23 protein-coding genes are annotated in these 26,255 nt (G+C 37.7%); 4 read left to right on the forward strand and 19 right to left on the reverse strand.

Annotation, left to right across the window (positions count from 1 at the left end; genetic code table 11):
• Window positions 1–8 precede the first annotated feature (8 nt).
• The gene (locus IGJ87_RS09945) at window positions 9–707 is read right to left on the reverse strand and encodes an L-ribulose-5-phosphate 4-epimerase (RefSeq protein WP_002287284.1); all 699 of its coding nucleotides are present in this window, start codon (window positions 705–707) and stop codon (window positions 9–11) included.
• Complete coding sequence (locus IGJ87_RS09950; protein ID WP_002338660.1) at window positions 664–2,325, reverse strand: xylulokinase; 1,662 nt, start codon at window positions 2,323–2,325, stop codon at window positions 664–666. The genes IGJ87_RS09945 and IGJ87_RS09950 overlap by 44 nt, the downstream gene beginning before the upstream one ends.
• Window positions 2,326–2,542: 217 nt before the next feature.
• Between IGJ87_RS09950 and IGJ87_RS09955 the strand changes: the two genes are divergently transcribed.
• Window positions 2,543–3,943 (forward strand): sugar porter family MFS transporter, encoded by a 1,401-nt coding sequence (locus IGJ87_RS09955; RefSeq protein ID WP_430609320.1) that lies wholly within the window; start codon window positions 2,543–2,545, stop codon window positions 3,941–3,943.
• A gap of 457 nt (window positions 3,944–4,400) precedes the next feature.
• Here IGJ87_RS09955 and IGJ87_RS09960 read toward each other — a convergent pair whose 3' ends face one another.
• The 8 genes from IGJ87_RS09960 to IGJ87_RS09995 all read right to left on the reverse strand — a co-directional run bounded on the left by IGJ87_RS09960 (window position 4,401) and on the right by IGJ87_RS09995 (window position 13,365).
• Window positions 4,401–5,480: a GntR family transcriptional regulator gene (locus IGJ87_RS09960; protein WP_002297695.1), complete on the reverse strand. Its 1,080-nt coding sequence runs from the start codon at window positions 5,478–5,480 to the stop codon at window positions 4,401–4,403.
• An 85-nt stretch (window positions 5,481–5,565) separates the two neighbouring features.
• Window positions 5,566–6,525 (reverse strand): glycoside hydrolase family 43 protein, encoded by a 960-nt coding sequence (locus tag IGJ87_RS09965; protein WP_002297693.1) that lies wholly within the window; start codon window positions 6,523–6,525, stop codon window positions 5,566–5,568.
• Between the two features lie 11 nt (window positions 6,526–6,536).
• Window positions 6,537–8,048, reverse strand: a complete 1,512-nt coding sequence (locus IGJ87_RS09970; RefSeq protein WP_002338659.1) for an alpha-N-arabinofuranosidase — start codon at window positions 8,046–8,048, stop codon at window positions 6,537–6,539.
• Between the two features lie 21 nt (window positions 8,049–8,069).
• Window positions 8,070–8,633, reverse strand: a complete 564-nt coding sequence (locus IGJ87_RS09975; RefSeq protein WP_002297690.1) for a YesL family protein — start codon at window positions 8,631–8,633, stop codon at window positions 8,070–8,072.
• A gap of 5 nt (window positions 8,634–8,638) precedes the next feature.
• Entirely contained in the window at window positions 8,639–9,502 is an 864-nt protein-coding gene (locus tag IGJ87_RS09980; protein ID WP_002287292.1) for a carbohydrate ABC transporter permease, read from the reverse strand.
• A gap of 13 nt (window positions 9,503–9,515) precedes the next feature.
• Window positions 9,516–10,412 carry a carbohydrate ABC transporter permease gene (locus tag IGJ87_RS09985; RefSeq protein WP_002287294.1) on the reverse strand — a complete coding sequence of 299 codons (897 nt, stop codon included), beginning with the start codon at window positions 10,410–10,412 and terminating at the stop codon, window positions 9,516–9,518.
• 174 nt (window positions 10,413–10,586) lie between these two features.
• A complete protein-coding gene (locus tag IGJ87_RS09990) occupies window positions 10,587–11,876 on the reverse strand; it encodes an ABC transporter substrate-binding protein (RefSeq protein ID WP_025479597.1) in 1,290 nt (429 codons plus the stop codon).
• Window positions 11,848–13,365 carry an alpha-N-arabinofuranosidase gene (locus tag IGJ87_RS09995; RefSeq protein ID WP_002338657.1) on the reverse strand — a complete coding sequence of 506 codons (1,518 nt, stop codon included), beginning with the start codon at window positions 13,363–13,365 and terminating at the stop codon, window positions 11,848–11,850. The genes IGJ87_RS09990 and IGJ87_RS09995 overlap by 29 nt, the downstream gene beginning before the upstream one ends.
• Before the next feature lie 197 nt (window positions 13,366–13,562).
• Here IGJ87_RS09995 and IGJ87_RS10000 point away from each other — a divergent pair, with 197 nt between their 5' ends.
• Window positions 13,563–14,453, forward strand: coding sequence for an ArsR/SmtB family transcription factor (locus tag IGJ87_RS10000; RefSeq protein ID WP_002297687.1), 891 nt, complete (start codon window positions 13,563–13,565; stop codon window positions 14,451–14,453).
• 72 nt (window positions 14,454–14,525) lie between these two features.
• Here IGJ87_RS10000 and nadE read toward each other — a convergent pair whose 3' ends face one another.
• The 3 genes from nadE to IGJ87_RS10015 form a co-directional block, all read right to left on the reverse strand.
• Entirely contained in the window at window positions 14,526–15,350 is an 825-nt protein-coding gene (gene nadE, locus IGJ87_RS10005) for an ammonia-dependent NAD(+) synthetase (RefSeq protein ID WP_002307174.1), read from the reverse strand.
• An 11-nt stretch (window positions 15,351–15,361) separates the two neighbouring features.
• Complete coding sequence (locus tag IGJ87_RS10010; protein ID WP_002297685.1) at window positions 15,362–16,834, reverse strand: nicotinate phosphoribosyltransferase; 1,473 nt, start codon at window positions 16,832–16,834, stop codon at window positions 15,362–15,364.
• A 638-nt stretch (window positions 16,835–17,472) separates the two neighbouring features.
• Window positions 17,473–17,835, reverse strand: coding sequence for a DUF1827 family protein (locus tag IGJ87_RS10015; protein ID WP_002297684.1), 363 nt, complete (start codon window positions 17,833–17,835; stop codon window positions 17,473–17,475).
• A gap of 221 nt (window positions 17,836–18,056) precedes the next feature.
• Here IGJ87_RS10015 and IGJ87_RS10020 point away from each other — a divergent pair, with 221 nt between their 5' ends.
• The gene (locus IGJ87_RS10020; protein WP_002294124.1) at window positions 18,057–18,809 is read left to right on the forward strand and encodes a MerR family transcriptional regulator; all 753 of its coding nucleotides are present in this window, start codon (window positions 18,057–18,059) and stop codon (window positions 18,807–18,809) included.
• Window positions 18,810–18,948: 139 nt separating this feature from the next.
• On the opposite strand, the gene IGJ87_RS10025 is transcribed toward IGJ87_RS10020, so the two are convergent.
• The 5 genes from IGJ87_RS10025 to groES form a co-directional block, all read right to left on the reverse strand.
• On the reverse strand, window positions 18,949–19,872 hold the full coding sequence (locus IGJ87_RS10025; protein WP_002294125.1) for a LacI family DNA-binding transcriptional regulator: 924 nt from the start codon (window positions 19,870–19,872) through the stop codon (window positions 18,949–18,951).
• Between the two features lie 14 nt (window positions 19,873–19,886).
• The gene (locus IGJ87_RS10030; protein ID WP_002297679.1) at window positions 19,887–20,159 is read right to left on the reverse strand and encodes a hypothetical protein; all 273 of its coding nucleotides are present in this window, start codon (window positions 20,157–20,159) and stop codon (window positions 19,887–19,889) included.
• Between the two features lie 242 nt (window positions 20,160–20,401).
• Complete coding sequence (locus tag IGJ87_RS10035; protein ID WP_000997695.1) at window positions 20,402–21,580, reverse strand: IS256-like element ISEf1 family transposase; 1,179 nt, start codon at window positions 21,578–21,580, stop codon at window positions 20,402–20,404.
• 409 nt (window positions 21,581–21,989) lie between these two features.
• The gene (groL, locus tag IGJ87_RS10040; RefSeq protein ID WP_002290607.1) at window positions 21,990–23,615 is read right to left on the reverse strand and encodes a chaperonin GroEL; all 1,626 of its coding nucleotides are present in this window, start codon (window positions 23,613–23,615) and stop codon (window positions 21,990–21,992) included.
• A gap of 49 nt (window positions 23,616–23,664) precedes the next feature.
• Entirely contained in the window at window positions 23,665–23,949 is a 285-nt protein-coding gene (gene groES, locus IGJ87_RS10045; protein WP_002288862.1) for a co-chaperone GroES, read from the reverse strand.
• 224 nt (window positions 23,950–24,173) lie between these two features.
• Here groES and IGJ87_RS10050 point away from each other — a divergent pair, with 224 nt between their 5' ends.
• Window positions 24,174–24,836 (forward strand): CPBP family intramembrane glutamic endopeptidase, encoded by a 663-nt coding sequence (locus tag IGJ87_RS10050; RefSeq protein WP_113787875.1) that lies wholly within the window; start codon window positions 24,174–24,176, stop codon window positions 24,834–24,836.
• A 75-nt stretch (window positions 24,837–24,911) separates the two neighbouring features.
• On the opposite strand, the gene IGJ87_RS10055 is transcribed toward IGJ87_RS10050, so the two are convergent.
• A complete protein-coding gene (locus IGJ87_RS10055; protein ID WP_002338654.1) occupies window positions 24,912–26,204 on the reverse strand; it encodes a PTS sugar transporter subunit IIC in 1,293 nt (430 codons plus the stop codon).
• Window positions 26,205–26,255 lie beyond the last annotated feature (51 nt).

Raw genomic sequence — 26,255 nt, forward strand, 5'->3', positions numbered from 1 at the left:
CACTCCTTTTATTTGTTTTGTCCGTAATACGCATTTTTTCCGTGTTTTCGTAAATAATGTTTATCTAAAATCCGTTGAGGCAGCTCTTCTGAAAATGAATTGAGCTGTCTGGTAAATAAATTCATCTTGCATACTTCATCTAGTACGACTGCGTTCATTACCGCACTTTGCGCATCTTTCCCCCAAGTAAATGGACCGTGTCCGTGTAAAAGTACCCCTGGAATTGCTAAGGGATCAATTTTGCGTTCTTTGAATGTTTCTATGATAACTTTTCCTGTTTCATATTCGTACCCGCTGTCGATTTCCTGTTGTGTCAAAAATCGAGCACAAGGTACCGATCCATAAAAAGTATCTGCATGCGTCGTCCCCATCGCAGGAACATCCAATCCTGCTTGTGCCCAGATCGTCGCCCATGTCGAGTGAGTATGGACGATTCCTCCGATTTGAGGAAATGAACGATATAAAACAGCATGAGTAGGCGTATCCGAAGAGGGATTGAGTTTACCTTCAATGATATGATTGTCCAAGTCCACAACGACCATGTCGTCTGCTGTCATCTCTTCATAACTGACTCCACTAGGTTTGATAACGAAATATCGTGTTTCAGGATCAAAAGCGCTCACATTTCCCCATGTATATTTGACGAGTCCATGTTTAGGCAAGTCAAGATTTGCTTGATACACTTCTTCTTTCAGTTGTTCCAGCATTTTCTATCACTCCTTTTTCTTGCAATTGATGAATCGCTGTTTTTTCAATGTCGATCCCCTCACGGTAACGTCTCATAAATATCTGATAGCCTGCTATTTCTTCTGCTGAAGGTGTGATGGTGATTCCTTGGTCTTGTCCAAACACGTCTTCTGCCAAGAAGTTTTCTAAAGACTTCCCATGTCGATCCATCATATAGGCTGCTAATAACGCGATTCCCCACGCTCCACCTTCTCCGGCTGTGTCCATCACTGTAACTGGTGCCTCCATAGCAGATGCTAGAATCCGCTGTCCAACTTCTGGTGTTTTAAAAATCCCCCCATGCCCCACTAAACGATCAATTTGGACATTCTCAGATTTCAATATATCCATTCCGATTCTCATTGCACCAAAAGCACTGGCTAAATGGATCCGCATGAAATTCGCTAAATCAAAACGGCTACCTGGTGTACGTACAAATAATGGCCTTCCTTCATTTACTCCTGTAATGTTTTCTCCAGAAAAATAACCATAAGAAAGTAATCCCCCGCAATCCGTATCGCCTTCTAGCGCTTTGTTGAACAATACCGTGAATAATTTATCTCTGCTTATCTCCATACCCAAAGAATTGGTAAATTCTTCAAAAATACTGACCCAAGCATTGATATCCGAAGAGCAGTTATTCGTATGAACCATGCCTACTAGTTCTCCTGAAGGTGTAGTGACCATGTCGATTTCCGGATGGACATTTTCTAGTTCTTTTTCTAATACGATCATAGCGAAGGCGGAAGTACCAGCCGAAATGTTCCCTGTCCGTTTGGCTACACTGTTCGTAGCGACCATACCGGTTCCTGCATCCCCTTCTGGCGGACAAACCGGGATTCCTGGTCTCAAATTTCCCGTAGGGTCGATCAGATAAGCCCCTGATTCGCTTAACTTGCCAGCTTCTTCTCCTGCTACTAGAACTTTAGGCAAAATGTGATCCAAGTCAATCGCTACGTGCGCTTTTTCGACTAACTGACCAAAAATATTTTTCATTTCTTGATGGTAGGTTTTCGTTGAAGGATCGATAGGAAACATGCCTGATGCATCTCCTACGCCTAGTACTTTCTCACCAGTAAGCTGCCAATGGACATAGCCTGCAAGCGTTGTCAAAAAATTAATTTCTTTCACATGTTCTTCTTTATTCAAAATAGATTGATACAAATGAGCGATACTCCATCTCTGCGGAATATTGTATTGAAATTTTTCCGTTAATATTCGTTCTGCTTCTTCAGTGATTGTATTTCGCCAAGTACGAAATGGTACTAGTAACTGTTCCTTGCTATCAAATGCTAGATAACCGTGCATCATTGCACTGAACCCAATCGACCCGATTGTCGTAAGATTCTCGCCATAGATTTCGAATACTTCTGCTGCCATTTTTCGGTAACTGACGCGCAGTCCTTTCCAAATATCTTCTAATGAATAGGTCCAGATACCATTTTCTAGTTTGTTTTCCCACTCATAACTACCAGCGGCAATAGGAGTAAAAGATGAATCAATCAATACAGCTTTGATCCTAGTTGATCCAAACTCAATCCCTAAAGATGTACGACCATCTATGACATCTAACATACTTTGCGCATTTACTTCCTTCATAATGATTTAACTCCCTCCTTCTCGTCAAACCTGATCAAACCGTCTTTTTAGCAGCGCTTACAATGATTATTGTATACTTTTGTACGTACATGTCAAGCGGTTATTTATAAGAATACAATAAAAAACACTTGTTTTGTACGTACATAAGTTATAAAATGAAATTGCTTACAAAATCTGATCAACCGCCTTCTCGAAATTCTAGAAGGAGAGAATACTTATGAAAAAAGAAAAAAAAGTTTCCTCATCGTTTATTTATTTTTTTGGCGCATTTGGCAGCATTCTATTTGGATATGATATTGGTGTTATGACCGGCGCCTTACCTTTTTTACAGCATGATTGGGGTTTGGCAGGTAAAGCTTCTTTGATAGGATGGATCACGTCTTCGGTCATGTTAGGTGCGATCCTTGGCGGCTCTTTATCTGGTCTTCTTTCTGATAAGCTTGGACGACGAAAAATGATTCTTCTTTCTGCACTTATTTTTATGGCTGGTTCTGTCCTTTCTGCATCTGCCCCTCACAATGGTTCTTATTTTCTGATTGCAGCAAGGATTCTTCTAGGTTTAGCTGTTGGCGCTGCATCTGCCCTAGTTCCTGCTTATATGTCTGAAATGGCTCCTGCTAGACTAAGGGGAAGATTGTCAGGGATCAATCAAGTGATGATTGCTTCTGGCATGCTCCTTTCCTATGTTGCAGATTATTTGCTAAAAGGGTTGCCTGAAACGATGGCTTGGCGCGTGATGTTAGGACTCGCTGCTGTCCCCGCGCTGATTTTATTTTTCGGTGTTTTAGCTCTACCAGAGTCACCGCGTTTTCTTATGCAATCTGGCCGCTTGGAAGAGGCAAAAAGAGTATTGAACTATATTCGGACACCAAAAGAAGCTGAACAGGAATTCGAACAAATCCAGCTGAATGTCAAACAAGAAAAGACAACCGGAACTTCTTGGCATACTTTGTTTTTAGAAAAATATCGTTCCTTAGTCATTGCCGGTATTGGTGTAGCAGTATTCCAGCAATTTCAAGGAGCTAATGCTATTTTTTACTATATTCCGCTGATCGTAGAAAAAGCGACTGGGCATGCAGCGAGCGATGCATTGATGTGGCCGATCATCCAAGGAATCATTTTAGTTGCTGGTTCTTTGCTCTTTTTGGTTATTGCAGACAAGTTCAATCGGCGAACTTTATTGAAAATAGGCGGTAGCGTGATGGGACTTTCTTTCATCCTACCAGCTGTTTTAGGAACTGTACTGGATGCTCATACAAATTCGTTGTTGATTCTCTTGTTTTTATGTATTTATGTCGCATTTTATTCTTGCACATGGGCTCCACTGACATGGGTAATCGTAGGCGAAATATTCCCACTAGCTGTCCGCGGGCGAGCATCTGGCCTGGCCTCTTCTTTTAATTGGATTGGTTCTTTCCTAGTCGGCTTGCTTTTTCCTGTGATGACTGCTTCTATGTCTCAAGAAATCGTTTTCGGTATTTTTGGGATCATCTGCTTTTTAGGGGTTTTATTTATTCAAGAGATCGTACCAGAAACTCGTGGGAAATCTTTAGAGGAAATCGAACAAAGTGCATCTAAAAAAACTTATCCTAACCGTATTTCTATCCATCATTCTTAAAGAGGTTGTGACAGAAGTGGTCAGCTTCAAGAAATAAGAAGGAATTTACGAAAATTGCTTCTTAAATTTTTGTGGAATTTCAGCTTATTTTCGAAGAAGCTACTTCTGGAACACCGTGAATCAGAGGTTGTGAAAAAGCTGTCCTGCATCAAGTAATAAGAACATCCAAACCTCCTATTTTTCGTTTGGTTAGGCTTATTACCGCAGATGCAAGCTTTTGAACACCGTTTAAGGAAGAGGTTGTGAGCCTGCCGTTCAGCTCCAGTCACAAGGAACAATTTCAAAAAACAGCTTCTCATGTTTGATGAATATTGTGACTTGTGACCAGTTGGTAGGAGAACACCGTTTAGTGGAGAGGTGGTGAAAGAAACGTTCAGCCTTGAGCGATGACAAAAGCTCTCACAAACATTGCGACGAGTAACCGTAGGAGCAATAAGAGGCGGTAAAAACCCGTCTCTTATTTTTCGTTTTCTTTCACTGTTTCCCGTTCAACTAGTACAGGTTCATAAAGAATATTCGGCTGTGCCTGTCCTTTTTCAATCGTTGTGACGATCCACCGTGCGGCATCTTGTCCCAACTTTTCTTTTGGATGTGTCAATGTTGTCAATTTTTTATTTCCTAAATGGCTTAAAGAAGAATCGTCTGTTCCTACGATGGATAGATCATCTGGAATTTGATAGCCATTTTCTGTCAGCTTATCTAGCAATAAACTAGCTATTTGGTCGTTATAGCAAATGATGCCATCTAAAGCTTGTTCTTCTTTCAACCGTTGTACTGTTTTTTCAGCGATTGTTTCTCGTGTTTCCGTGGTGAAAGTAATGATATCTTCCGTCAAAAAACGCACATTATACTGTTCACACGCGCTGATAAAACCTTTCATCCTGTATTTTCCTTGAAGATCGTCGATTTTTGTGATGAACAACAGACGCTGATGTCCTTTTTTTATCAAATATTCTGCTGCCATAAAACCGACTTTCACATCATCTAAACAAATATAAGAGGCATTTAACTCTTCATAAGCAGCATTGATCATCACCATCGGAATGCCTTGTTCTCTCAAAGCAACATAAAGTGCTAAGTTTGGGTTATACTGATTACTTTTCGTAGGCTCAACGATCAAACCATCTACCCCATAAGCAATCATTTTCTTCAAACACTCTTTTTCCAATTCGTGATCGTTATTCGTACTGGCTAAAAGCAATGAATACCCAGACTCTCGTAATTCATTTTCGATTCCTCGGATAATCGACGGAAAAATATAATCAGAGAGATATGTGGTGATGACACCGATCGTTTTTGTTCTGTTCAATGGTGTTTTTTCTATCTTATAGCTGTCATCTACATATGTGCCCGACCCTTTTTCTTTACGCAGATAGCCCTCATTTACCAACACAGCGATTGCTTGCCGAATCGTATGTCTGCTGACGTCATATATTTCTTGCAGCTTGAATTCTGAGGGAATGGTTGTATTTACTTCGTATTCCTCACGAAGGATCTTTTGTTTTATCTCTTCTGCAATATCTTGATATTTTGCCATTTGCCTTGCCCCTTTTTATTTGTACGTACATATATCATAACGAGTCTGCAAGGTTTATTCAAGCAAAAATCAAGGTTTCTTGTGCTCATAAGGCATACGGAACAGGTTCACCAAATTCTGGAAATCCTTGCTCATTCCACGTAAAGCATTGCGCGTTCGCGTGCCGATTGGGATTGTCTAACGGATCCCCTTTTTGGTTCTTCTCTGGTCGAGCATGATAGATCAAAATATCAAAGCACCCATCTTCTGAAACCGTAAACGAGTTGTGACCAGGACCAAATTGCTTATTTTTTTCAGAAGAAACGAATACTGGCTCCGATAATTTATGCCATGATTCTTTTAATAAAAGATTCTTGTGCTCATCAGCCCACAGCAGGCCCATGGCATAGTTTTCATCTGTTGCACTACCAGAATACGTAATGAATATTTTCCCATTGCGAGTAAGGACTGCTGGACCTTCATTTACTGAAAAACCCCGTTTTTCCCATTCATACTCAGGTATAGAAAGGAGGATCTGCTTCCCCTTTAACGTCCAAGGATTATCCATTTCGGATAGATAAAGATTAGAATTCCCAGTAATTTCAGGATCTTGTTGGGCCCACACATAATATAGCTTTCCTTGAGAAGAGAAAGTTGTTCCGTCTAAACTGAAAGTTTCCCTTTTCGTTTTTATTTGTCCCTTTTCTATCCAATCTGTATTCATTGGATCTATATGCTGATTTTCAAGTACGAACATGCGGTGATGATGAGATTCATCACGTATAGTTTTATGATTGCTTGCAGCAAAGTAAATATACCATTTTCCATTGATATAATGGACTTCAGGTGCCCAGATCAATTCACTCATCGGTCCTTCTTCATGAGCCTGCCATACAATCAGGCTTTCAGCATGTTCTAATTCATTCAGTGACTTTGCCCTTCTTAATTCAATCACTTGGTAGCCTGGAACCGATCCTGTAAAATAATAATAACCATCTGTATGTTTATATACCCAAGGATCTGCCCGTTGCCGAACGATAGGATTATTATAAAGTGTCTTCATCATAACAAATTTCCTCACATTTTCTTTATTCTAATTACATTCCAAGAGTATTTTTCTATCCCTACATTTAATTCGTCATGTTTTTCTATTGAAAAATAGTTTATTTCAGGTTTTATTTTTTCTGGTTCTTCACGTGTATTTTTGTCCAACAGATCGCTACTGGTTAATGTGTAGTGCTCTCCTTGATCTAGCAAATTGAAATCATGTTCAATCGTTATCTTTTGTTGTTCATTTGTGCGATTGATCAAGAAAATAGTCAGCTGATTGCCGTTATCTACGATCACACTGTCCACATAAGGAACATTTTTTATCTTTTCACAATCATAAACAGGGCAAATGATTTGTTGTTCCAATACTTGACCTTTAGCATATTTCGATAAGTGTTGCATCACATAATAAGTTGGATTCCTCCATGCTTGTCCTTTAGCATCTGTCAGTATTAAAGGTATTGTGTTTACTAACAATGATTGACAACTAATCTTTACGCGATCTGCGTGTCGTAAAATAGCCAGCCCTAATGAACCAAATAATAATGTATCTTCCATAGTAAAGTAACACCAATCGATGGGACTACCGACTTCAAAATCCCTATGTCTTTTTTCCGGTTGGGCATGTACATTCCATTCATCAAACGCTAGATACATTGTTTTCTCACTTCTCAAATATCCTTTTACATAATCACAAGTAGCAACGATTTCTTCAATTTGACGATCGAATCGATAAGCTTTTGCAAGGTATGTCGCTGTATCATCACGCTCATTTTTAGGAGGTTTAGTCAAGTCTTCTTCATCATACTTATCAATATAGTTATGCAAAGCTAAATAATCTACATTCTCATAAGCTTCTTCTAATGCGATACGATCCCATTCAGGGTACGATGGTAAACGTGGCGTAGAGCTTCCAACTAAGATTGTTTCAATTGAATCATCCACTAACTTCATGACTTTTGAGGCTTCATTTGCTAACCTACCATATTCATAAGCACTCTTAGCCCCCACTTGCCATGGCCCGTCTAGCTCATTCCCTAAACACCATAATTTAACGCCAAAAGGCTTTTTTTGCCCATTTTTTATTCTTAAATCACTCCAGAAGGTTCCTTTTGGAAAATTACAATATTCTACTAAATTTTTTGCTTCATCAATTCCTTTTGTTCCTAAATTCACCGTGAATATCGGTTTCGCTTGTACATGACTGATCCATTTAAAAAATTCGTGGAGTCCAAAAGAATTTGGTTCTATACCTCGCCATGCTAAATCAATTTTTTTTGGTCGTTGTTCTTTCCTACCTACAGTATCCACCCAATCATAACCAGATGTAAAGTTTCCTCCAGGATAGCGAATGACACCTAATTCTAATTCCTTTACATAAGAGAGGACATCTTGTCTAAACCCGTCACCATCAGCTGTTTCATGGCCCGGTTCATAAATCCCTGTATAGACGACACTTCCCATATGCTCAACAAATGAGCCAAACAGCCGAGAACTGATCTCTCCTACCGTAAAATCCTCTCTGATTTTTACTTTCACTTCTTCGTCCAACAGCTTTCCCTACCTTTCATTTCCTATAGTCAAGATAATAGATACAAGTTTCCATACGCCACCAGCAAAGATAAAAATAAAAGGAGGGAAAAGAAATATGAGCAGTACAAATCCTAATAACAATACGCAACAAAGAATATTTCTCAAAAAATCAAAAAATACTTTCCATGCACTTTGTTCAAAAATTTGTAAAAATGTGATATCTTTGTTTTCAGAAATCACATATATCCAGGATAAAAGAAACATGGAATAAATAAGTGAAACTACATATCCACTAATTGAAAGTACGATTGTCTGTTCTTCTAATAATTGATTAACAAGAAAATAAATAATGATCGTTAACAGACTAAGGAACAAGTTCTTACCAAAATGTTGCTTTATTCCTTGAAAGAAAAAATAAATGATATTTCCTGATCCCTCACCTTTCCATTGCGCCATTACATAAAAAACAGCACATGTAGCAGGCACGATAGTAATAACAGGCAAACACACGATTACCCAGAGAATACCTAATAAGATGTAATCAGAAACCACAATCAACTGTCCATAAAATTTAGTCTCAACTATTTTCATCTTCCTCACTCTTTCATTCCAGACATAGCTGTTCCTTGAACAAAATATTTCTGTGCAAAAATATAAACCACTAGTAATGGCAGCATTGAAATAACCGTTCCAGCCATTACAGGTCCATAAAAAGAAATGTTCTGCCCCGTAAATAAAGCTAACCCTGCTGGTAAAGTTCTCATTTTTGAACTACTTGTCAATATCAATGGATAAAGCAAGTCATTCCAACTATTCATCAGCGTGAAAATCCCTAATGATAAAAGAGTAGGTTTGCTCAATGGCAACATGATTTTCAAAAAAATATTAAACTCACTTAATCCATCAATGCGTGCTGCCTCTTCCAAAGAATCTGGTAAAGTAATAAAAAAGGAACGCATCATGAAGATACCAAATGCAGTTGTCATACGAGGAATGATCAAACCTGCATAAGTATCAAGCATGCCAAGCAAATTGACTTCAATAAATAGAGGAATCATGAAGACTTGGAATGGGATCATCATTGTCAGCAAAACGAAATAGAACAAAACTGATTTTCCTTTGAAACGCATACGAGCAAATGCATACCCCGCAAGAGAATCAAAGAATACAGAAGTGATCACTGTCCCTCCAGCAAAAATCACTGTATTTTTGATGTAATCTAATAAAGGGATCGTTGTCCAAACCTTAATATAGTTATCTAGGGTATAGCTATCTGCAAATATTCTAGGCGGAAATGAGATAATGTCTTTTTCGTGTTTAAAAGAAGAAATAATCAGCCACAAAAAAGGAAACGCAATAACCAACAATATAACTAGCATACTAATCGTTCGAATGATTTTTTTACCACTAACTGCTTTTCGACTATTCACAGTAACTGTAATCGAGCTTTCTGGTGCCATACAGGTTTCCCTCCTATTTCATTTGTTTTTCTTTCCGTGACATGTACACATTAGTGGAGATAGCTATAGTTGCAACAATGATAAACAAAACCGAAGACAGTGCTGATGCATAGCCCAGTTCATAAGGTGCTGTAAATCCTCGACTGTAAATATATTGAACAGCTGTTTCTGTCTTAAATTGTGGGCCACCAGCGGTTGCAACATATACTTGGTCAAACACTTGCATCGAACCAATCAGATTCGTTAAAATACAAAAACCTAAGGAGGGAACGATCTGAGGTAGCGTAATGTTAAAAAACTGCTGTCGATTTGTTGCACCATCCATTTGAGCAGATTCATACAAAGAGGGAGAGATTCCCTGAATAGCAGTCAAGAGAATCGTCATAGTAACACCAAAATTCTTCCAAACAGTCATGATGGCTACCGTCGGCATAGCAAGGGTTGGATCGCGAAAAAATTGAGGGATCGGCAAGCCGACTTGTGAAAACAAGTAAGGAATCGCCCCTACATTCGGATCAAGCAACATAGAAAAAATAATCGCAATTGACGTCAATGAACAAATAACTGGAATGTAAAATGTCGAACGACAAAAACGATTGAATCTGGTATTTTTAGATAATGCTACTGCTGCTAATAAACCAACGATAATTTGTGTTGGCGTTTCGAGTACGGTGAAATATAAAGAATGAATCAACGAATTAACTGCTCGTTCATCACTAAATATACGTGTGAAATTTTCAAAACTTACAAAATTTCTTGATGTAAAGAAAATATTCAAATCTGTAAAACTAATAGCAAATGTTCCTAAAAGCGGTATGACAGTAAATAATAATAAAACTAAAAAAGATGGAGTTAAAAACAAATACGCAGCACGATCAGGACGATTCCAATATTTGGTGAATCCGTTCATATAGTCCACCTCATCTTTCATTTTGATAAAATATACAATCTTGGTTTAAACGAATCTGAATAAGATATCCGAACAATCGCTGTGATTTTTGCAATAACACCTATCTGCAAATACTAGGTCGATCATTCAGATATCTGTATCTTGCCAACAGTCTATCCTGTATAAAGTTCTGTACTATTTTTGCAGTAATTGATTGATGGCATCATCTGCATCGTTCATGAGTGTCTCAGGATCTTCTCCTGCTAATAATTTTTCAATCAGTGGATTGATGATATCGTTATTGATCGCAGAGATTTGGGTAAAACCTGGTAAATATGGCTCTGCATAGTCCATTTGTTTCGATAATTCAGATACAATAGGATCATTTTTTACTTCTTCATCTTTTGCTACTGAATCCAAGTAGGCAGGAAAACCATTTTCGATACTCCATTTTTTACCAATTTCAGTTGTATTCCAATATTTCAAAAACTCATAGACAGCTTCTTTTTTATTATTATCTGTACTTGCCGGAATGGCATATCCTACGCCATCTAAAATAGCTGTTTTTTTGTCTGAATCACTCCCTTGTGGTAAGGTAGTCACATTATAATCAATCTCGTTTGCTTTCAATCCGTTATTTAACCATGGCCCATTGATTTCAATGGCTAGTTGACCAGCATTCATTAAATTGTCCATTTCGGCGCCAGAAATCGATTCTGGGCCAGTCTTGTCTACATGGATCATTTTTTGGATCGCTTTTAACGTTTTAAGGTTCTCAGGAGACGCAAATTCAGACTTAGTATAATCATCGTTCACTAATTTACCGCCATTTGCTAACATCCAGTTATATAACGGTGCAGTTCCATCCTTATTGAAGACAAAACCTGATACATTTTTACTACTATCAGTTAATTTTGGTGCCATTTCTGTCAATTCTTCCCAAGTAGTAGGTGGTTGTTCAGTATCTAATCCAGCTTGTTTAAACAAATCATTATTCCAATACATATACATTCCTTGTACCTGCATGGGGACAAAATACTGTTTACCTTCTACTTCACCTAATTCAATAGCCGTTTCTTTAAAATCAGATTTATCTACTCCATCATATTCCCAGAAATCGTCTAATGGTTGTACCGCTCCGTTTTCTACATACTGTGCAAAATCTGGATAATTTAATGCAATAAAGTCAGGTGCTTTTTTAGAAGAAATCGCTGTAGGAAGTTTTTCATTCAAATTGGCCCAAGTCATGATATCCATTTCAATTTTGATGTTTTTATCATTTGTTTTATTAAATTCATTAACGATTTCTTGCAATATTTCACCATCAGATGCAGTAAACCCATTCCAAAAAGTCAAAGTCACTTCTTCATCAAAATCAGATTCTGCTGAACTTCCGCCACCGCAAGCTCCTAAAATACCTGTTGCAGCTACCAACAAAGAGCCAATTAACCATTTTTTACCTTTCATTTTTTGTTCCTCCTTCATCTGATAAACGACATCTGACCACATTCCAAGATAGCGGTTTCAATAAACAATTGATTTTCCCATCTTCAGCTTTTACATTTGTTGAATGACTTGGTTTTACTTGTTCACTTTTAGGAAGATTAGTTGCTTTTGTATCAAATCCACTCATTTCAGAAAAATCAATCACTCCCTCTACTGATAATTCAGACAAGTGAACAGTTAGATTCATTTCTTCTTCTCCACGGTTAACTGCAAATATGACAAGTTCTTTGTCATTTATTACGGCTATACTTTCTAAATACGGCACTTCTTCAAAATCTTCCGTCGCATAGTTTGCTGAACGAATTTGTGGGCTTAACACCTCTCCTTGTCCATACACAGCAGCTTGCATAAATGGATAATAGTTCGTCTGTCTCCAAGCTTCTCCGTTTGTTTCTGTCCTGATTGGTGCAATAACGTTTACCAATTGAGCAAGACAAGCAATCTTTACTCTATCTGCATGTTTCAATAAAGTGATTAATAGACAGCCTAATAGTAATGCATCTTCAAAATTATAGTTATCTTCTAGTAAAGGAGGAGCAATCTGCCAAGGCTCTGCTTGCTCATCTTGTTCCGCTGAATGATACCAAATATTCCATTCATCAAAGGACAGGTTGATCTGCTTCTTACTATGTTTCTTCGCCTTGACTGTATCGCACATCGCTGTCACTTCAGAAATGAACCGATCCATGTCTAAGGAACGTGCAAGATAATGAGAAAGATCATTTTTTTGGTTGCCATAATATTGATGAAGAGACAAATAATCTATTTGATCGTACGCTTGATCAAGAACTGTTAACTCCCAATCACCAAATGTAGGCATTTGCCGATTCGAACTTCCGCATAAAACCACCTCAATTGAATCATCTACGAGTTTCATCGCCTTAGCCGTTTCCTCTGCTAACCGTCCATATTCTTCCGCTGTTTTATGTCCAATCTGCCAAGGACCGTCCATTTCATTCCCTAAACACCATGTCTTAATTCCAAAAGGGCTCTCTTGACCATTCGAACGCCTTAAATCACTCCAATAAGTTCCTTTAGGAAAATTACAATATTCGACTAAATTACGAGCTGCATCTACTCCACGAGTACCCAGATTGACAGCCATATTGATTTCGGCCCCCACATGCTGACACCAGTTATAAAATTCATGAATCCCAACTTCATTCGTTTCAATTGTCCGCCAAGCTAAATCCAACCTTCTAGGTCTATTTGCTATGGGCCCAATACTGTCTTCCCAACGAAATCCTGACACAAAATTTCCACCAGGATATCTAATCATGGGAATGTTCAATTCTTTTACCAAGTGAATGACGTCTTGGCGAAATCCACTTTTATTAGCTGATGGATGATCTGGCTGATAAATCCCTTCATATACTGCTCGTCCCATATGTTCAATAAATGAACTGTACAACCGCGGATCAACTTTGCCTACACGCTTGACACTACTAATCAACATTGTGGCTTCCATAACTGACCTCCTTTAATTTATACATGAATAATACACCTTGTTGAAAGCGTTATCAATAATATAAATGTTAAACTTAATTATTTTTTATCGATTTTAATTAACCAAAATATTAATAATGATTAAAACAAATAATTTAATATAACTTTTATTAACAAATATGTTAATATATAAGAAAAACCTTTTAAGAGGTGATATATATGCAACTACAAATAAACGAAGAATCCTTACCGGTATATGAAGCATTAGCTAGTAAAACAAGGATCAGGATCATCCAGCTACTTTCCAAAAAGAAGATGAATGTCAAAGATTTGGCAAAAGAACTTGGGATAAGCAGTGCTATCACAACGATGCACGTGAAAAAGCTAGAGGAAGCAAACATCATCAAAACAGAAAAAGTAGGACAACAAAAAATTTCGAGCCTTCGTGTCGATAAAATCGATATCAGTTTTCCAGAAAAAATATTCAATGCTTTTGATACGAAAGAAACATCGATACCTATTGGTCACTATACAAATTATGCAATTGAACCAACATGCGGTTTAGCTACGATCCATGATTTTATCGGGAAAGTGGATGAACCACGCTATTTTATGGATCCTCGAAGGATGGATGCCCGCATTCTCTGGTTTACCAGCGGATTTGTCGAGTATCAGGCACCTAATTTTTTAAATACAGAGGATACATTGGAGATGTTGGAAGTTTCTGTGGAAATTTCTTCTGAATTTCCTTTTTCAAATGACAATTGGCCTTCAGATATCACTTTCAGCCTAAATGGTGTGGAGCTAGGAACATGGACGAGCCCTGGAGATTTTGCTGATATCCGCGGTAAATATACGCCTGATTGGTATCCAGATAATCTTAATCAATACGGCTTGCTGAAGACGATCCGAATTACCAAACACTTGACGAATATGAATGGAGAACCCTTGTCAAACATCACGATCAACGACATCCCTAAAGAGCAAGACACTTGGCATTTGCGAATCGAAGTGAAAGACGATGCCAAACATGTGGGGGGCTGTACTTTATTTGGTAAAGGATTCGGTAATTACGATCAGGATATCAAATTAAAAGTTTACTACAGCTGATATTTTTCTTTTCTATTTTATAAAACAAAAACAGCCAATCCCTATGAAGGGACGGCTGTTTTTGCTTTATTGTTATTTCCAGAAATCATCCAAAACGGAAATTGGCAAATGTCGTTTATGTTGTGTCTTGTTCCACCATGCTTCGATTTTTTCTTGTGCTTGAGCGGGAACTTCTTTTCCTTCTAGATAATCATCAATTTCATTATATGTGACACCTAGTGCGACTTCATCTGCAATCATTGGTTTCCCATCTTCAAGATCTGCAGTCGGAATTTTTGTGTATAATTTTTCCGGTGCATTCAATGCTTGAAGCAATTGTTTCCCTTGTCGTTTGTCCAAACGGAATAATGGCAAAATGTCGGCTCCGCCATCACCAAATTTCGTGAAGAATCCAGTAATGTTTTCTGCAGCATGATCTGTCCCTAATACGGCTCCTGCTCTTTCTCCAGCTACGGCATATTGCGTAATCATACGTTGACGTGCTTTGATATTTCCTTTGTTAAAATCGCTGATTTCCACACCTGCTTCGCTTAATACTTGTACTTGTGCATCAACAGCTGGTTTGATATTTACTCGCAGACTAACATCGGGCTGGATAAAGTCAAGAGCAGCTTTTGCATCTTCTTCATCTGCTTGTTCACCATAAGGAAGACGAACAGCGATAAATTGATAGTTTTCATCTTTTGTTTCTTCACGCATTTCTTCCATCGTTAGTTGCGCCAAACGGCCTGCTAAAGTAGAATCTTGGCCGCCGCTGATACCTAGTACAAAAGTTTTAAGAAACGGATATTTTTTCAAATATGCTTTCATAAAGTCAATACTTTTGCGTATTTCTTCTTTTGGATCAATTGTTGGTTTGACACCTAATTCATTGATAATTTCTGTCTGCAGGCTCATTTATTCTCCTCCTATGCTTCTGTATGAAGTTCTGCTACGCTTTTTTTCATTCGTTCCATGATAGCCATTTTATGGTTCCAGCATTCAGTAGACAGATCGACTGGGTATTTTTGCGGATTCAAGTCTCGTTTATACTCTTCCCATAGTGAATCTAGATTTTCTTTTGTATATTCTTTGATTTCGTTTAGTGCAGGTAATTCGTAAACTCTTTTTCCTTCGATAAAGATATCTTGTAAAACTGGGCGAGCTGTAAAGTCTCGAACAGTTTTATTGATAAACGTATGCACTGGATGGAACATGAAGATAGCTTCTTCTTCTCGAGGGTCTTCATCCCATAATGTAACGTAGTCTCCTTCAGATTTCCCATCAAAATTTCGAGTGATGCGCCACACTTGTTTTTTCCCTGGAGTAGTTACTTTTTCTGCATTGCTTGATAACTTGATCGTATCCATCATGTTTCCTTCATCATCTTCGATCGATACTAGCTTGAATACTGCACCAAGGGCTGGCTGATCATAGGCTGTGATCAATTTTGTCCCAACACCCCATACATCAATTTTAGCTTTTTGCATCTTTAAATTCAAAATCGTTGCTTCATCCAAGTCATTCGAAGCATAGATTTTTGCTTCCGTAAATCCGGCTGCATCTAATTGTTCCCGAACACGCTTAGATATATAGGCCATATCTCCACTGTCGATGCGTACGCCTTGGAAGTTGATTTTGTCACCTAATTCTTTCGCCACGCGAATCGCACTTGGCACACCTGATTTCAACGTATCATAAGTGTCGACTAAGAACACGCAGTCTTTATGGGTTTTAGCGTAGGCCATAAATGCTTCATAATCATTTCCATAAGATTGGACTAACGAATGAGCATGGGTCCCGCTAGCTGGTATCCCAAATATCTTCCCAGCACGTACATTGCTTGTTGCATCTGCTCCGCCGATATATGCCGCTCTAGTTCCCCAGACTGCTGCATCCAGTTCTTGTGCCCGTCTAGTTCCAAATTCCAATAGTGGATCTTCTCCGATGACAGATTTGATACGAGCTGCTTTTGTCGCGATCAACGTTTGGAAATTGACCATATTCAACAGTGCTGTTTCTACTAATTGGCAGTGCGCTAAAGGCCCTTCCACTTGGATCAATGGTTCATTTGCAAAAACTAGTTCTCCTTCACGAGCAGAACGAACTGTTGCTTTAAATTCAAAATTTTGTAAATACTCCAAAAAACCTTCAGGATAGACTTCTAAACCACGCAAGTAAGCAATATCGGAATCATTGAACGTCAGATTCTCTAAATAATTGACTAACCGTTCCAATCCTGCAAAAACCGCGTATCCGTGGTTAAAAGGCATTTCTCGAAAGTAACATTCAAAAACAGCATGTAAATCAGCTCGACCTAATTCCCAGTATGTCTGCATCATATTGATTTGATATAGATCCGTATGCAGCGTCAAACTGTCGTCTGGGTAAGTATTATTCATCTTGTATTACTCCTCTTGGCAAGTTTTCATTTCCTACCCATTATAACAAAAAAAATTAATAGGAAAAGAAATCTTCCATTTTTTCTGAAAAAGCACATGTTTTACGGATATTTCTTGCTAAAAATGAACTCCATCTGCTAAAACTATCCTTTCTTATTGGTATTTAACCTAAACGAGAAAGAATACTTATTTTATTCAATGTATCCGAGACACGAAGAAATTAGCGTTTTCTATTTTTCTTACTTGATAAAATAAGTAGCTTTTCCTACTACAATCGTAGCCGTTAAGATACCGATGATTGAACGAATATAACCAAATGTCTCTACAATATAATCAATGGCAAAAGTTTTTGAAGCAAATAATACATCTTTCCTTTTTTGCTTCTTATCCCCAAAGAAACGGATATAACTTATTATGTATTGAATTTTTTTGGAAAGGCGAATTATGACAAGATATACCTTGCGTTGAAAAAACTCGCGGAAAAAATATCACACGTTTTTTTAAAAAAACAAAAGTAAGAAAGCAGCTGTCAATAGAATGGAAACAAAAATGGCGAGACATCAATCAGTCTCGCCTTGTTTTTTATTGTATACGTTAGATATGGAGCAGGTTACCATAAAGATGATTATTAGTCGTTATTAAATAGAAATCTTCGTATTTTTTTGTTCTATCACTACAATATCTTTATTTGGACGTTTGAATTGTATTCCGGCACGTTCTAGCTCCTGTTTCACTCCTACATGGACTTTGACATCTTCTCGTGTCATTTTTAAAACGTGATGAATCGCATAGTCGATTTCTTGCCTTGTGATTTTTTTCTTCGTATTGATCATCACGACTTGCTTTTTATCATATGTGTCTACCAATAGCAGTTGTGTTCGATCTAACGAAAATAATTTGTAATAATTAATAGCCGTATTCCCAAAAAAGAATTCCACTACTTTAGGATAAAATGTCTTAATATTTAAATTACTATTCACAGGTGTTTCGATTAGCTTCATCTCATTCCTCTTTTCTATATAGTCGATTTAGATCCAATCTAAGTTATGTTACCATCTTTCCTAGCATTAAGGAATCGGTTACAATTGAACCTTTAAAGACAAAAGGATTTACCTTTTATCACTTAATAGTATAACATAATTTCATGAGAAAAAAATACAATTTTTTCTTGACCTTCTCGTTACGTAAAGGATTATGCTTACATTTGTCAGGAGGAAAAATAATGGAGTACACAATAAAGAAAATGTCAGAGATATCAGGAGTCAGTCCGAGAACCTTGCGCTTTTATGATGAGATTGGACTGCTAAAACCAGCTAGGATCAATTCTTCAGGTTATCGGATTTATGGCAAAAAAGAAGTCGATCGTCTGCAACACATCTTATTTTATCGAACAATGGCATTCAAGTTGGATGATATCCAAGAGGTCTTAGACAATCCATCTTTTGACCACCAGAAAGCTTTAATCAAGCATCAGCAAATGTTGCTGGAAAAACGGGCACAAATCGATACCCTCTTGACAACTGTCCAACAGACACTTGATATGTACGAAGGAGGAAGAAAAATGAGTGACAAAGAAAAATTTGAAGGGTTTAAACAACAAAAGTTGAAAGAAAATGAAGAATCCTATGGACAAGAGATTCGACAAAAATACGGAAAAAAAAAGGTTACAGCATCCAATGAAAAATGGATGAATATGGATAAAGAAACGTATGAAGAAATGCAAACTGTTGAAAAGCAGATGTTATTTGATCTCACTCTTTACTTAAAAGAACCAGAAGATGAAAGCTTAGCAGACCGTATCTTCCAAGCTCATAAGAAGTGGTTATCTTACAGCTGGCCTGAATATCAGCCAAAAGCGCATAAAGGACTAGGAATGATGTACGAAGCCGATGAACGGTTCACTGCATATTATGACGAGCGAAGTGGTCATGGTGCAGCAAAAGCTTTAAATGAAATTATCCAAAAAAAGGCGTAATCTTTTACATGATCCAACAAAAAAGTACACGTAAAATGACCTAATAACAAAACAGCAGACACCCAAGTTAGATTTTTATGCTAACTTTTGGTGTCTGCTCCATTCTTTCACAAGTTTTTTCATCCTACTTTAAATATATTCATCGTTGAATAAACGTATAAGGTATTTTCACTTTATCCTTTTTTTCTGTAAGAAACAATTGAAATGCCATTTCTCCGCAAGCTTCCAGATGGTGGTCGATGGTTGGGAAACCAAGAAGCTCGCTGATCAGCAAATTATCGCGTCCAATCACCACTGGTGTCTTATCTTGCAGATAGCTTTGCAAGATGCCTGCTGCAACCATATCCGAATTTGTAAAGACACCATCAACTCCAAGCTCTTTAAAAAAGAAGCCTGCTTGTTTTCCTTTCTCTGCATCTATACAATCCCAAAAAACAAGTGATTCATCAAAAGATGGAAAAAGTTGATGACATAGCTGCAAAGTGATTTTTGAGTTATAACTTAGCCTGCCACTTCGCCCCAACGTGATGCCCAATTGCTTTATACCTTGCTGCTTCAAATAAGTAAGGCCTTCTGTAATTGATTGTTCTCGATCAATAAAGACACAACTTGCCTGTTTTCCCTTGATTTCTTCACAAAAAACTAGAGGTCCATATTTTTGATATGCCAATAAATCATCTAGTGTATTGGCACGAGACGTAATGATCAATCCATCGAAAGCTTTAGCTGCAAATTCTTCAAGATACCTTCGCTCTTTTTCTTTCTGATAGCCCGTCGGTAAAAGTGTCACTTTGTAATCATAATCAAACGCTGCTTCAATGATCCCACTGATCAACTGATCAAAATACGGATGATTGGTATAAGGCAGAATCACTCCAATGCTTTTCGTTTTTCCATAACTTAACTGTCTGGCATTTGCATTAGGGATATAATCGACTTCTTTCATGACCGCAAGTATTTCTTTCCTTTTTTCCTCATCTACATATGGATGTCCATTGATTACACGTGAAATAGTAGAAACTGAATAACCTGTGAGCTTTGCGATATCTCGAATGTTTGCCACTGCTGCTTCGCCACCTATACAAAAAGATTTTCTTGTAAATAGTCTACCACAGCTGGACCGCATTCAAAAAACTGATACATTTTTCCTTCATGCGAAAAACTGATCCGCTGCCCGCCCCAATATATATCTTTTGTCAAAGTTTCGATTTCATTCATTGGTATTTCTTTTACTATATTCCTATTCAACCCTTGAAAACTGTACAACGTTAATACGGATCCCTTGAACTCGACAAACGCATAAAAATAATTGTTCGTTGTGCCATCTGTTATCTCTACATAAGTATTCATTGCAAGCCCTCCTTTTGATACTTTGAGTATAGTGTATGAAACGCGTCTCATAGCAAGGAGTTTGTTTTGCCAAAGAAAAGTTTTATTCCTCTTTCATTATTACCAAAGTCTCTTATTTTAAATTGAATACATTATAATGATACTGTAAATATATCTTTATTATTAGTGAATGGATATTTAGTTTTAATAGGGGAGCGTCAATAATTTTGTGTAAATAAATTGTCCTCCTGCAAAATAATTAGTTACTCAGTAAACATTGAAACTAATGTATCGGTTACCTGTTGAAAACCTTTATGGCTTCTGTTTAGAAATTTTTGATTGTATGTATCAAAAATGCTGACTAGAAAGCGTTCTAGTGATTCTTCATTTTGAAACTGCTCTTTTCTACGGCTGTATCTTTTAATTTGCTTATTGAAAGACTCGATTAGATTGGTTGAGTAAATGGTTCTACGAATGCTAGGTGGAAAATCATAAAAAGTTAATAAGTCTTGGTTTTCTATGAGTGACTGCGTCACTTTAGGATAGTTTTTCTTCCATTTCTCAATCATGCCGGATAAGAAGGTATTCGCTTCTTCTTTTGAGTTAGCTTGATAAACAGCCTTAAAGTCATCACAGATTTCTTTTCGGTCTTTGACACGTACTTTATGAGCGATATTACGAGATACATGGATACAACAATGCTGATATTTTGCTTTAGGATAAATTTGATGGATAGTATCTTTCATGCCTTTTAAGCCGTCCGTAATAAAAAGCAAGACTTCTTGAACTCCTCTGGAGTTAATATCCTGTAGCAGCTCATTCCAAACGTATGTTGATTCAGTTGGAGCAATCGCATAACTCAGTACTTCTTTAGTGCCGTCTTCTCGTATACCAATGGCAATATAAATCGCTTCTTTGGATACGGTTTGACGTTTTAGTGGAATGTAAGTAGCGTCCATAAAAATAGCGACATACTTATCATTTAAGGCTCTGGATTTAAAGGCATTTACTTCTTCAGTCAGAACTTTAGTCATGTTGGACATGGTTTGTGGAGTATAGTGATGACCGTACATTTTTTCGATCAAATCAGCAATTTCAGACATCGTAACACCTTTTTCGAATAAATGGATAATAGTGGTTTCCAATGTATCGTTTGTTCTTTTGTAGGCTGGTAAAGTTTGTTGTTTAAACTCACCATTACGATCTCTAGGTATTTCCAATGTTAATTCACCATATTCGGTTTTGATTGATCGAAAGTAAGAACCGTTTCTCGAATTACCTGAATTAAAACCAGTGCGATCATATTTTTCGTAATCTAAAAAAGCCGTTAATTCAGTCCGTAGGAGTGTGTTTATCGCTTTTTCTAAGTGCGAACGGAATAATTCATTTAAATCGCCTTTAGTGACTAGAGTTTGCACAATTTCTGTAGTAAAATCATTCATAGGGAAGTCCTCTTTTCTGTGAATTGGTTGTCGTTAACTTTATTCTACAGAAGCGACTTCCTTTTTTGTATGGATTTTTTCATTTACACAAAATATTTTACACTCTCTTTAATAGATAAAATAAATAACTATAAAATATTATAACTATTAAAAATAACTATTTACATTATAATTACACACAAAAAAGAGCGTGGGACAAAAGTAAAAAACACTTTTATCTCACGCTCTAAACACGTATAAACGGCGGAAGCAGAAGCAACTCCTTCGGAAATAAGCTGAAATTCACAAAAATTTGAAAAGCAATTTTCGTGAATTTCTTCTTATTTCTTGGAGTTAAACGCTTCTGTTCCAGCCTCTTTTTATCTGTCTTTCACTAATGATCAGTTGTAGATAAGCAAGTTGCTTTTTCTTACATCATACCGCCCATCATTGATGGATCCATTGCAGGAGCTGCTGGCGCTGCTGGTTCTGGTTTATCTGCAACGACTGCTTCTGTCGTTAATAACAAGGCAGAAACGGAAGCGGCATTTTGCAAGGCAGAACGTGTTACTTTAGTTGGGTCTACGATACCTGCTTCAACCATGTTTACCCATTCTCCAGTAGCAGCATTGAAACCAGTGCCTAGTTCCACGTTCTTCAATTTATCAACAATCACTGATCCTTCATAACCAGCGTTTTCAGCGATTTGACGAATTGGTTCTTCTAAAGCACGAACAACGATCTTGATACCTGTTGCCACGTCTCCTTCTGCTTCTACAGCAGAAACTTTGCTGATAACGTTCACTAGAGCTGTACCACCACCTGAGACCATTCCTTCTTCTACTGCGGCACGTGTAGCATTCAATGCATCTTCAATGCGTAATTTTAATTCTTTCAATTCTGTTTCAGTAGCTGCACCAACTTTAACAACAGCTACACCACCTGCTAATTTAGCTAAGCGTTCTTGTAATTTTTCGCGGTCAAAATCAGAAGTTGTTTCAGCAATTTGGTTTTTGATCAATTGCACACGAGCTTCGATTGCTTCTTTTTCTCCAGAACCTTCTACGATCGTTGTATTGTCTTTATCTACAACAACTTTAGAAGCATTTCCTAAGTTTTCGATTGTTGCATCTTTCAATTCTAAACCTAGATCGTCAGTAATTACTGTACCACCTGTCAAAATAGCGATATCTTCAAGCATTGCTTTACGACGATCGCCGAAACCAGGAGCTTTTACAGCTACTACGTTGAATGTTCCACGGATTTTGTTCAATACAAGAGTTGGCAATGCTTCACCATCTACATCGTCAGCAATAATTAACAATGGACGTGATTGTTGCAAGATTTGTTCTAACAATGGCAGAATATCTTGGATGTTAGAGATTTTTTTGTCTGTGATCAAGATATATGGGTTTTCTAGAACAGCTTCCATTTTGTCGTTATCTGTTACCATATATTGTGATAAGTAACCACGATCAAACTGCATACCTTCTACAACATCTAGTTCTGTTTCGATCCCTTTTGATTCTTCGATTGTGATGACGCCGTCGTTTCCAACTTTTTCCATTGCATCAGCAATCAAATGTCCAACTTTATCAGAACCCGAAGAAACAGCTGCTACTTGTGCAATGGCTTCTTTTGAATCAACAACAGTTGAGATATTATGCAATTCTTCGACTGCTGCTTTTGTTGCCAATTCGATCCCGCGACGAATGCCTAGAGGATTAGCACCTGCAGTTACGTTTTTTAAACCTTCGCGAACGATTGCTTGTGTCAGAACAGTTGCTGTCGTTGTACCGTCTCCTGCAATATCATTTGTTTTTGATGCTACTTCTGATACAAGTTTTGCACCCATGTTTTCAAAATGATCTTCTAATTCGATTTCTTTTGCGATCGTCACACCATCATTTGTGATCAATGGAGAGCCGTAAGATTTTTCTAGTACGACATTTCGGCCTTTAGGTCCTAATGTTACTTTCACTGTATCTGCTAATTTATCTACCCCGCGTAACATAGCTGCGCGTGCGTCTTCTGCAAATTTCAATTCTTTTGCCATGATTGATTCACCTCATTGATTATTTTTGATTATTTTTTATCTTCAAAATTTACTCAACAATCGCCATGATATCTTTTCCTGCGACGATCAGATATTCTTTTCCTTCGTATTTTACTTCTGTACCGGCGTATTTTTCGAACATAACTTGGTCGCCTGCTTTTACAGCGGCAGGAACTTTTTCACCGTTTTCTAACAAACGGCCTTCACCGACTGCAACAACTGTCCCAGTTTGGGGTTTCTCTTTAGCAGCAGAAGCTAAAACGATTCCTCCGACAGTTTTTTCTTCTTCTTTTGCGACTTCGATAATGACGCGATCACCTAATGGTTTTAACACGATAAATCCCTCCGATAACTCTTTTTTTAATCTGTTAGCACTCTTAACCTTCGAGTGCTAACCTACATTTTTAATAATACTCATTCTCCCTCTTTTTTGCAAGCTTTTAAATCAAAGAAAAGAAATTTTATTCTGACAGCTGCTTATTGAAATTATGATATAATTGAAATCAATCGATATAAGCTTGCCTTGCATGCTTGTTATCCCTTAAAAGGAGGAATTACATGTCTTTAAAAAAATATAGCTTCCTCAGCATTTTTTGCTATGGTTTAATTTTTATCTCACCCTTGATCCTAGCTTCGATAGGACTTGTAAAATCTACGTCTGAATTGATCACAGCAACTGCAGTCATGTATATACTAGGCGCCATTGTCCTAGCTATTTTTTATTTTAAGCAACGTGAACCCTTAGCGATCGAATCAGCGGTAAAAAAAGCTTCTGCTCCAAAGATTGTTATTTATGGATTAGTTGGAATCTTTGTCGCATTGATTCTGCAAAGCATCGCTGTCATGTTAGAATCTGTATTGTTTGGCGAAGCAACCCCTTCCGAGAATACACAAAATGTCATCCAGATGATCATGGAAGCACCCGCTTTTATTTTGGCGACAACTGTTGCTGGACCCATCATGGAAGAGTTCGTATTCCGCCGCAGTATACTGGGGATCATCAGTCGATATTCAAATTTTTGGGTCGGAGCAGTGATCAGCTCTTTGCTGTTTGCGTTTGCTCATAATGATGGTCATCTGCTAATCTACTTTTTCCTAGGTTTCTTCTTCAGCCTAGAGTACAAAGCAACTGGTCGGATCTGGACATCGATGATCACACACGTAGGAATGAACACATTAGTTGTTCTTGTTCAATTAGCTGTCCAAAAAGGGCTAGTATAAACATGACTATAAATACTCCTGTCATCCTAGATTGGTGATTTTCCCAATCTAAAGCGACAGGAGTATTTTTGTTTTTTAGTCGTTCATCTTTTCTGCTGCTCCATCATTTTTTGTCTGTCTTTCCTTTTTGCAGTTTGCAGAATCTATTTTTTTCAAAAATGGGAAATAAATGAAAAAACTAATTGACAACACGATACCTTGTAAAATCGCTGCAGGCACTCCGCCTACTAAAAAACCCGAGAGGATCGGCGGTGTTGTCCAAGGGACTTGGACTGCTGTAAATAAAGGAACGAATCCAAAATATAAAGCGGAATAGGTAATCAATCCTGAAACGACCGGTGCGAAAATAAAAGGAACAGCCATCATCGGGTTCATCACGATCGGTGTGGAAAAAATAATTGATTCATTGATGTTGAAAAAGGCTGGTAAAAGAGCAAGATTTCCTAATTCTCTGTATTTCTTCGATTTCGCAAAAACCGTCATAAAAAATACAGCCCCTAACGTCAAACCAGCACCCGTAACCGTCATGAACTGATCGAGAAATTGCTGAGTAACGATATGTCCGCCATTTGCCACCGTCAACTCTTGTCCTGAGGCTAAGATTTCTGCATTTGCTAATGAATTCGCTTGCAAGATGGGACTAACCAACCCATTGACCATCGCAGATCCATGAAGACCAAATAACCATAAAAACGGAACAAAAAAACCTAATAAAAGCACACCAAACAACGTGTCTATGAACGATTGAATGGGAAGCTGGACATATGTCCATACTCCTTGAACAACAGTCATTCTGAACAACTGTTGAAAAACCGCTGAACCAATAAGCGTAAAAGTGACTATAACAATGATTGGAATCAATGAAGTAAAAGACTGCCAAACATTTTCAGGTATCTTCTCTCTTTGCTTCCACCCTTTCGCAAGTCTTACTAAACGTGCATAGCCCCATCCGATGATGAGCCCAGTTGTAACTGCTCCTAGTATCCCTTCAGCACCTGTCCAGACAGTATCTATCTGAGAATTTAGTGGCTGAATAAGCAGTAGATAAGCAGATAAGGCTGTTATGCCGACTGGTAAGCGATCGATATCTTCTTCTTTTGCATAAGCATATGCAATGGCAAAAACGATCCAAAAGGCTATCACATCAAATGTAGCCTGGTATACTTGTGTAAAATACATAGAAAATCCTGTTTTGTCTATCCACTGAGCGATGTAATCCACAGGAAAATGAGCAAATAAGAAAAACAGCGAGCCAACAATAATTATTGGGATCGTGTAAGTCATTCCATTACGCAAAGCAGTTAAGGGTCTAAGATTCACAACAGATGTTATCATTGGTAAAAAGGCACGATCTAACCACTCTTTCATTTCTTATCTCCTTCAACTTCTATTTTTATCAATCAGTTTTCTTAATTTAAC

This window comes from Enterococcus sp. DIV1411a, assembly GCF_050531945.1.
In the GTDB taxonomy this organism is placed as follows: Bacteria; Bacillota; Bacilli; order Lactobacillales; family Enterococcaceae; genus Enterococcus_B; species Enterococcus_B faecium.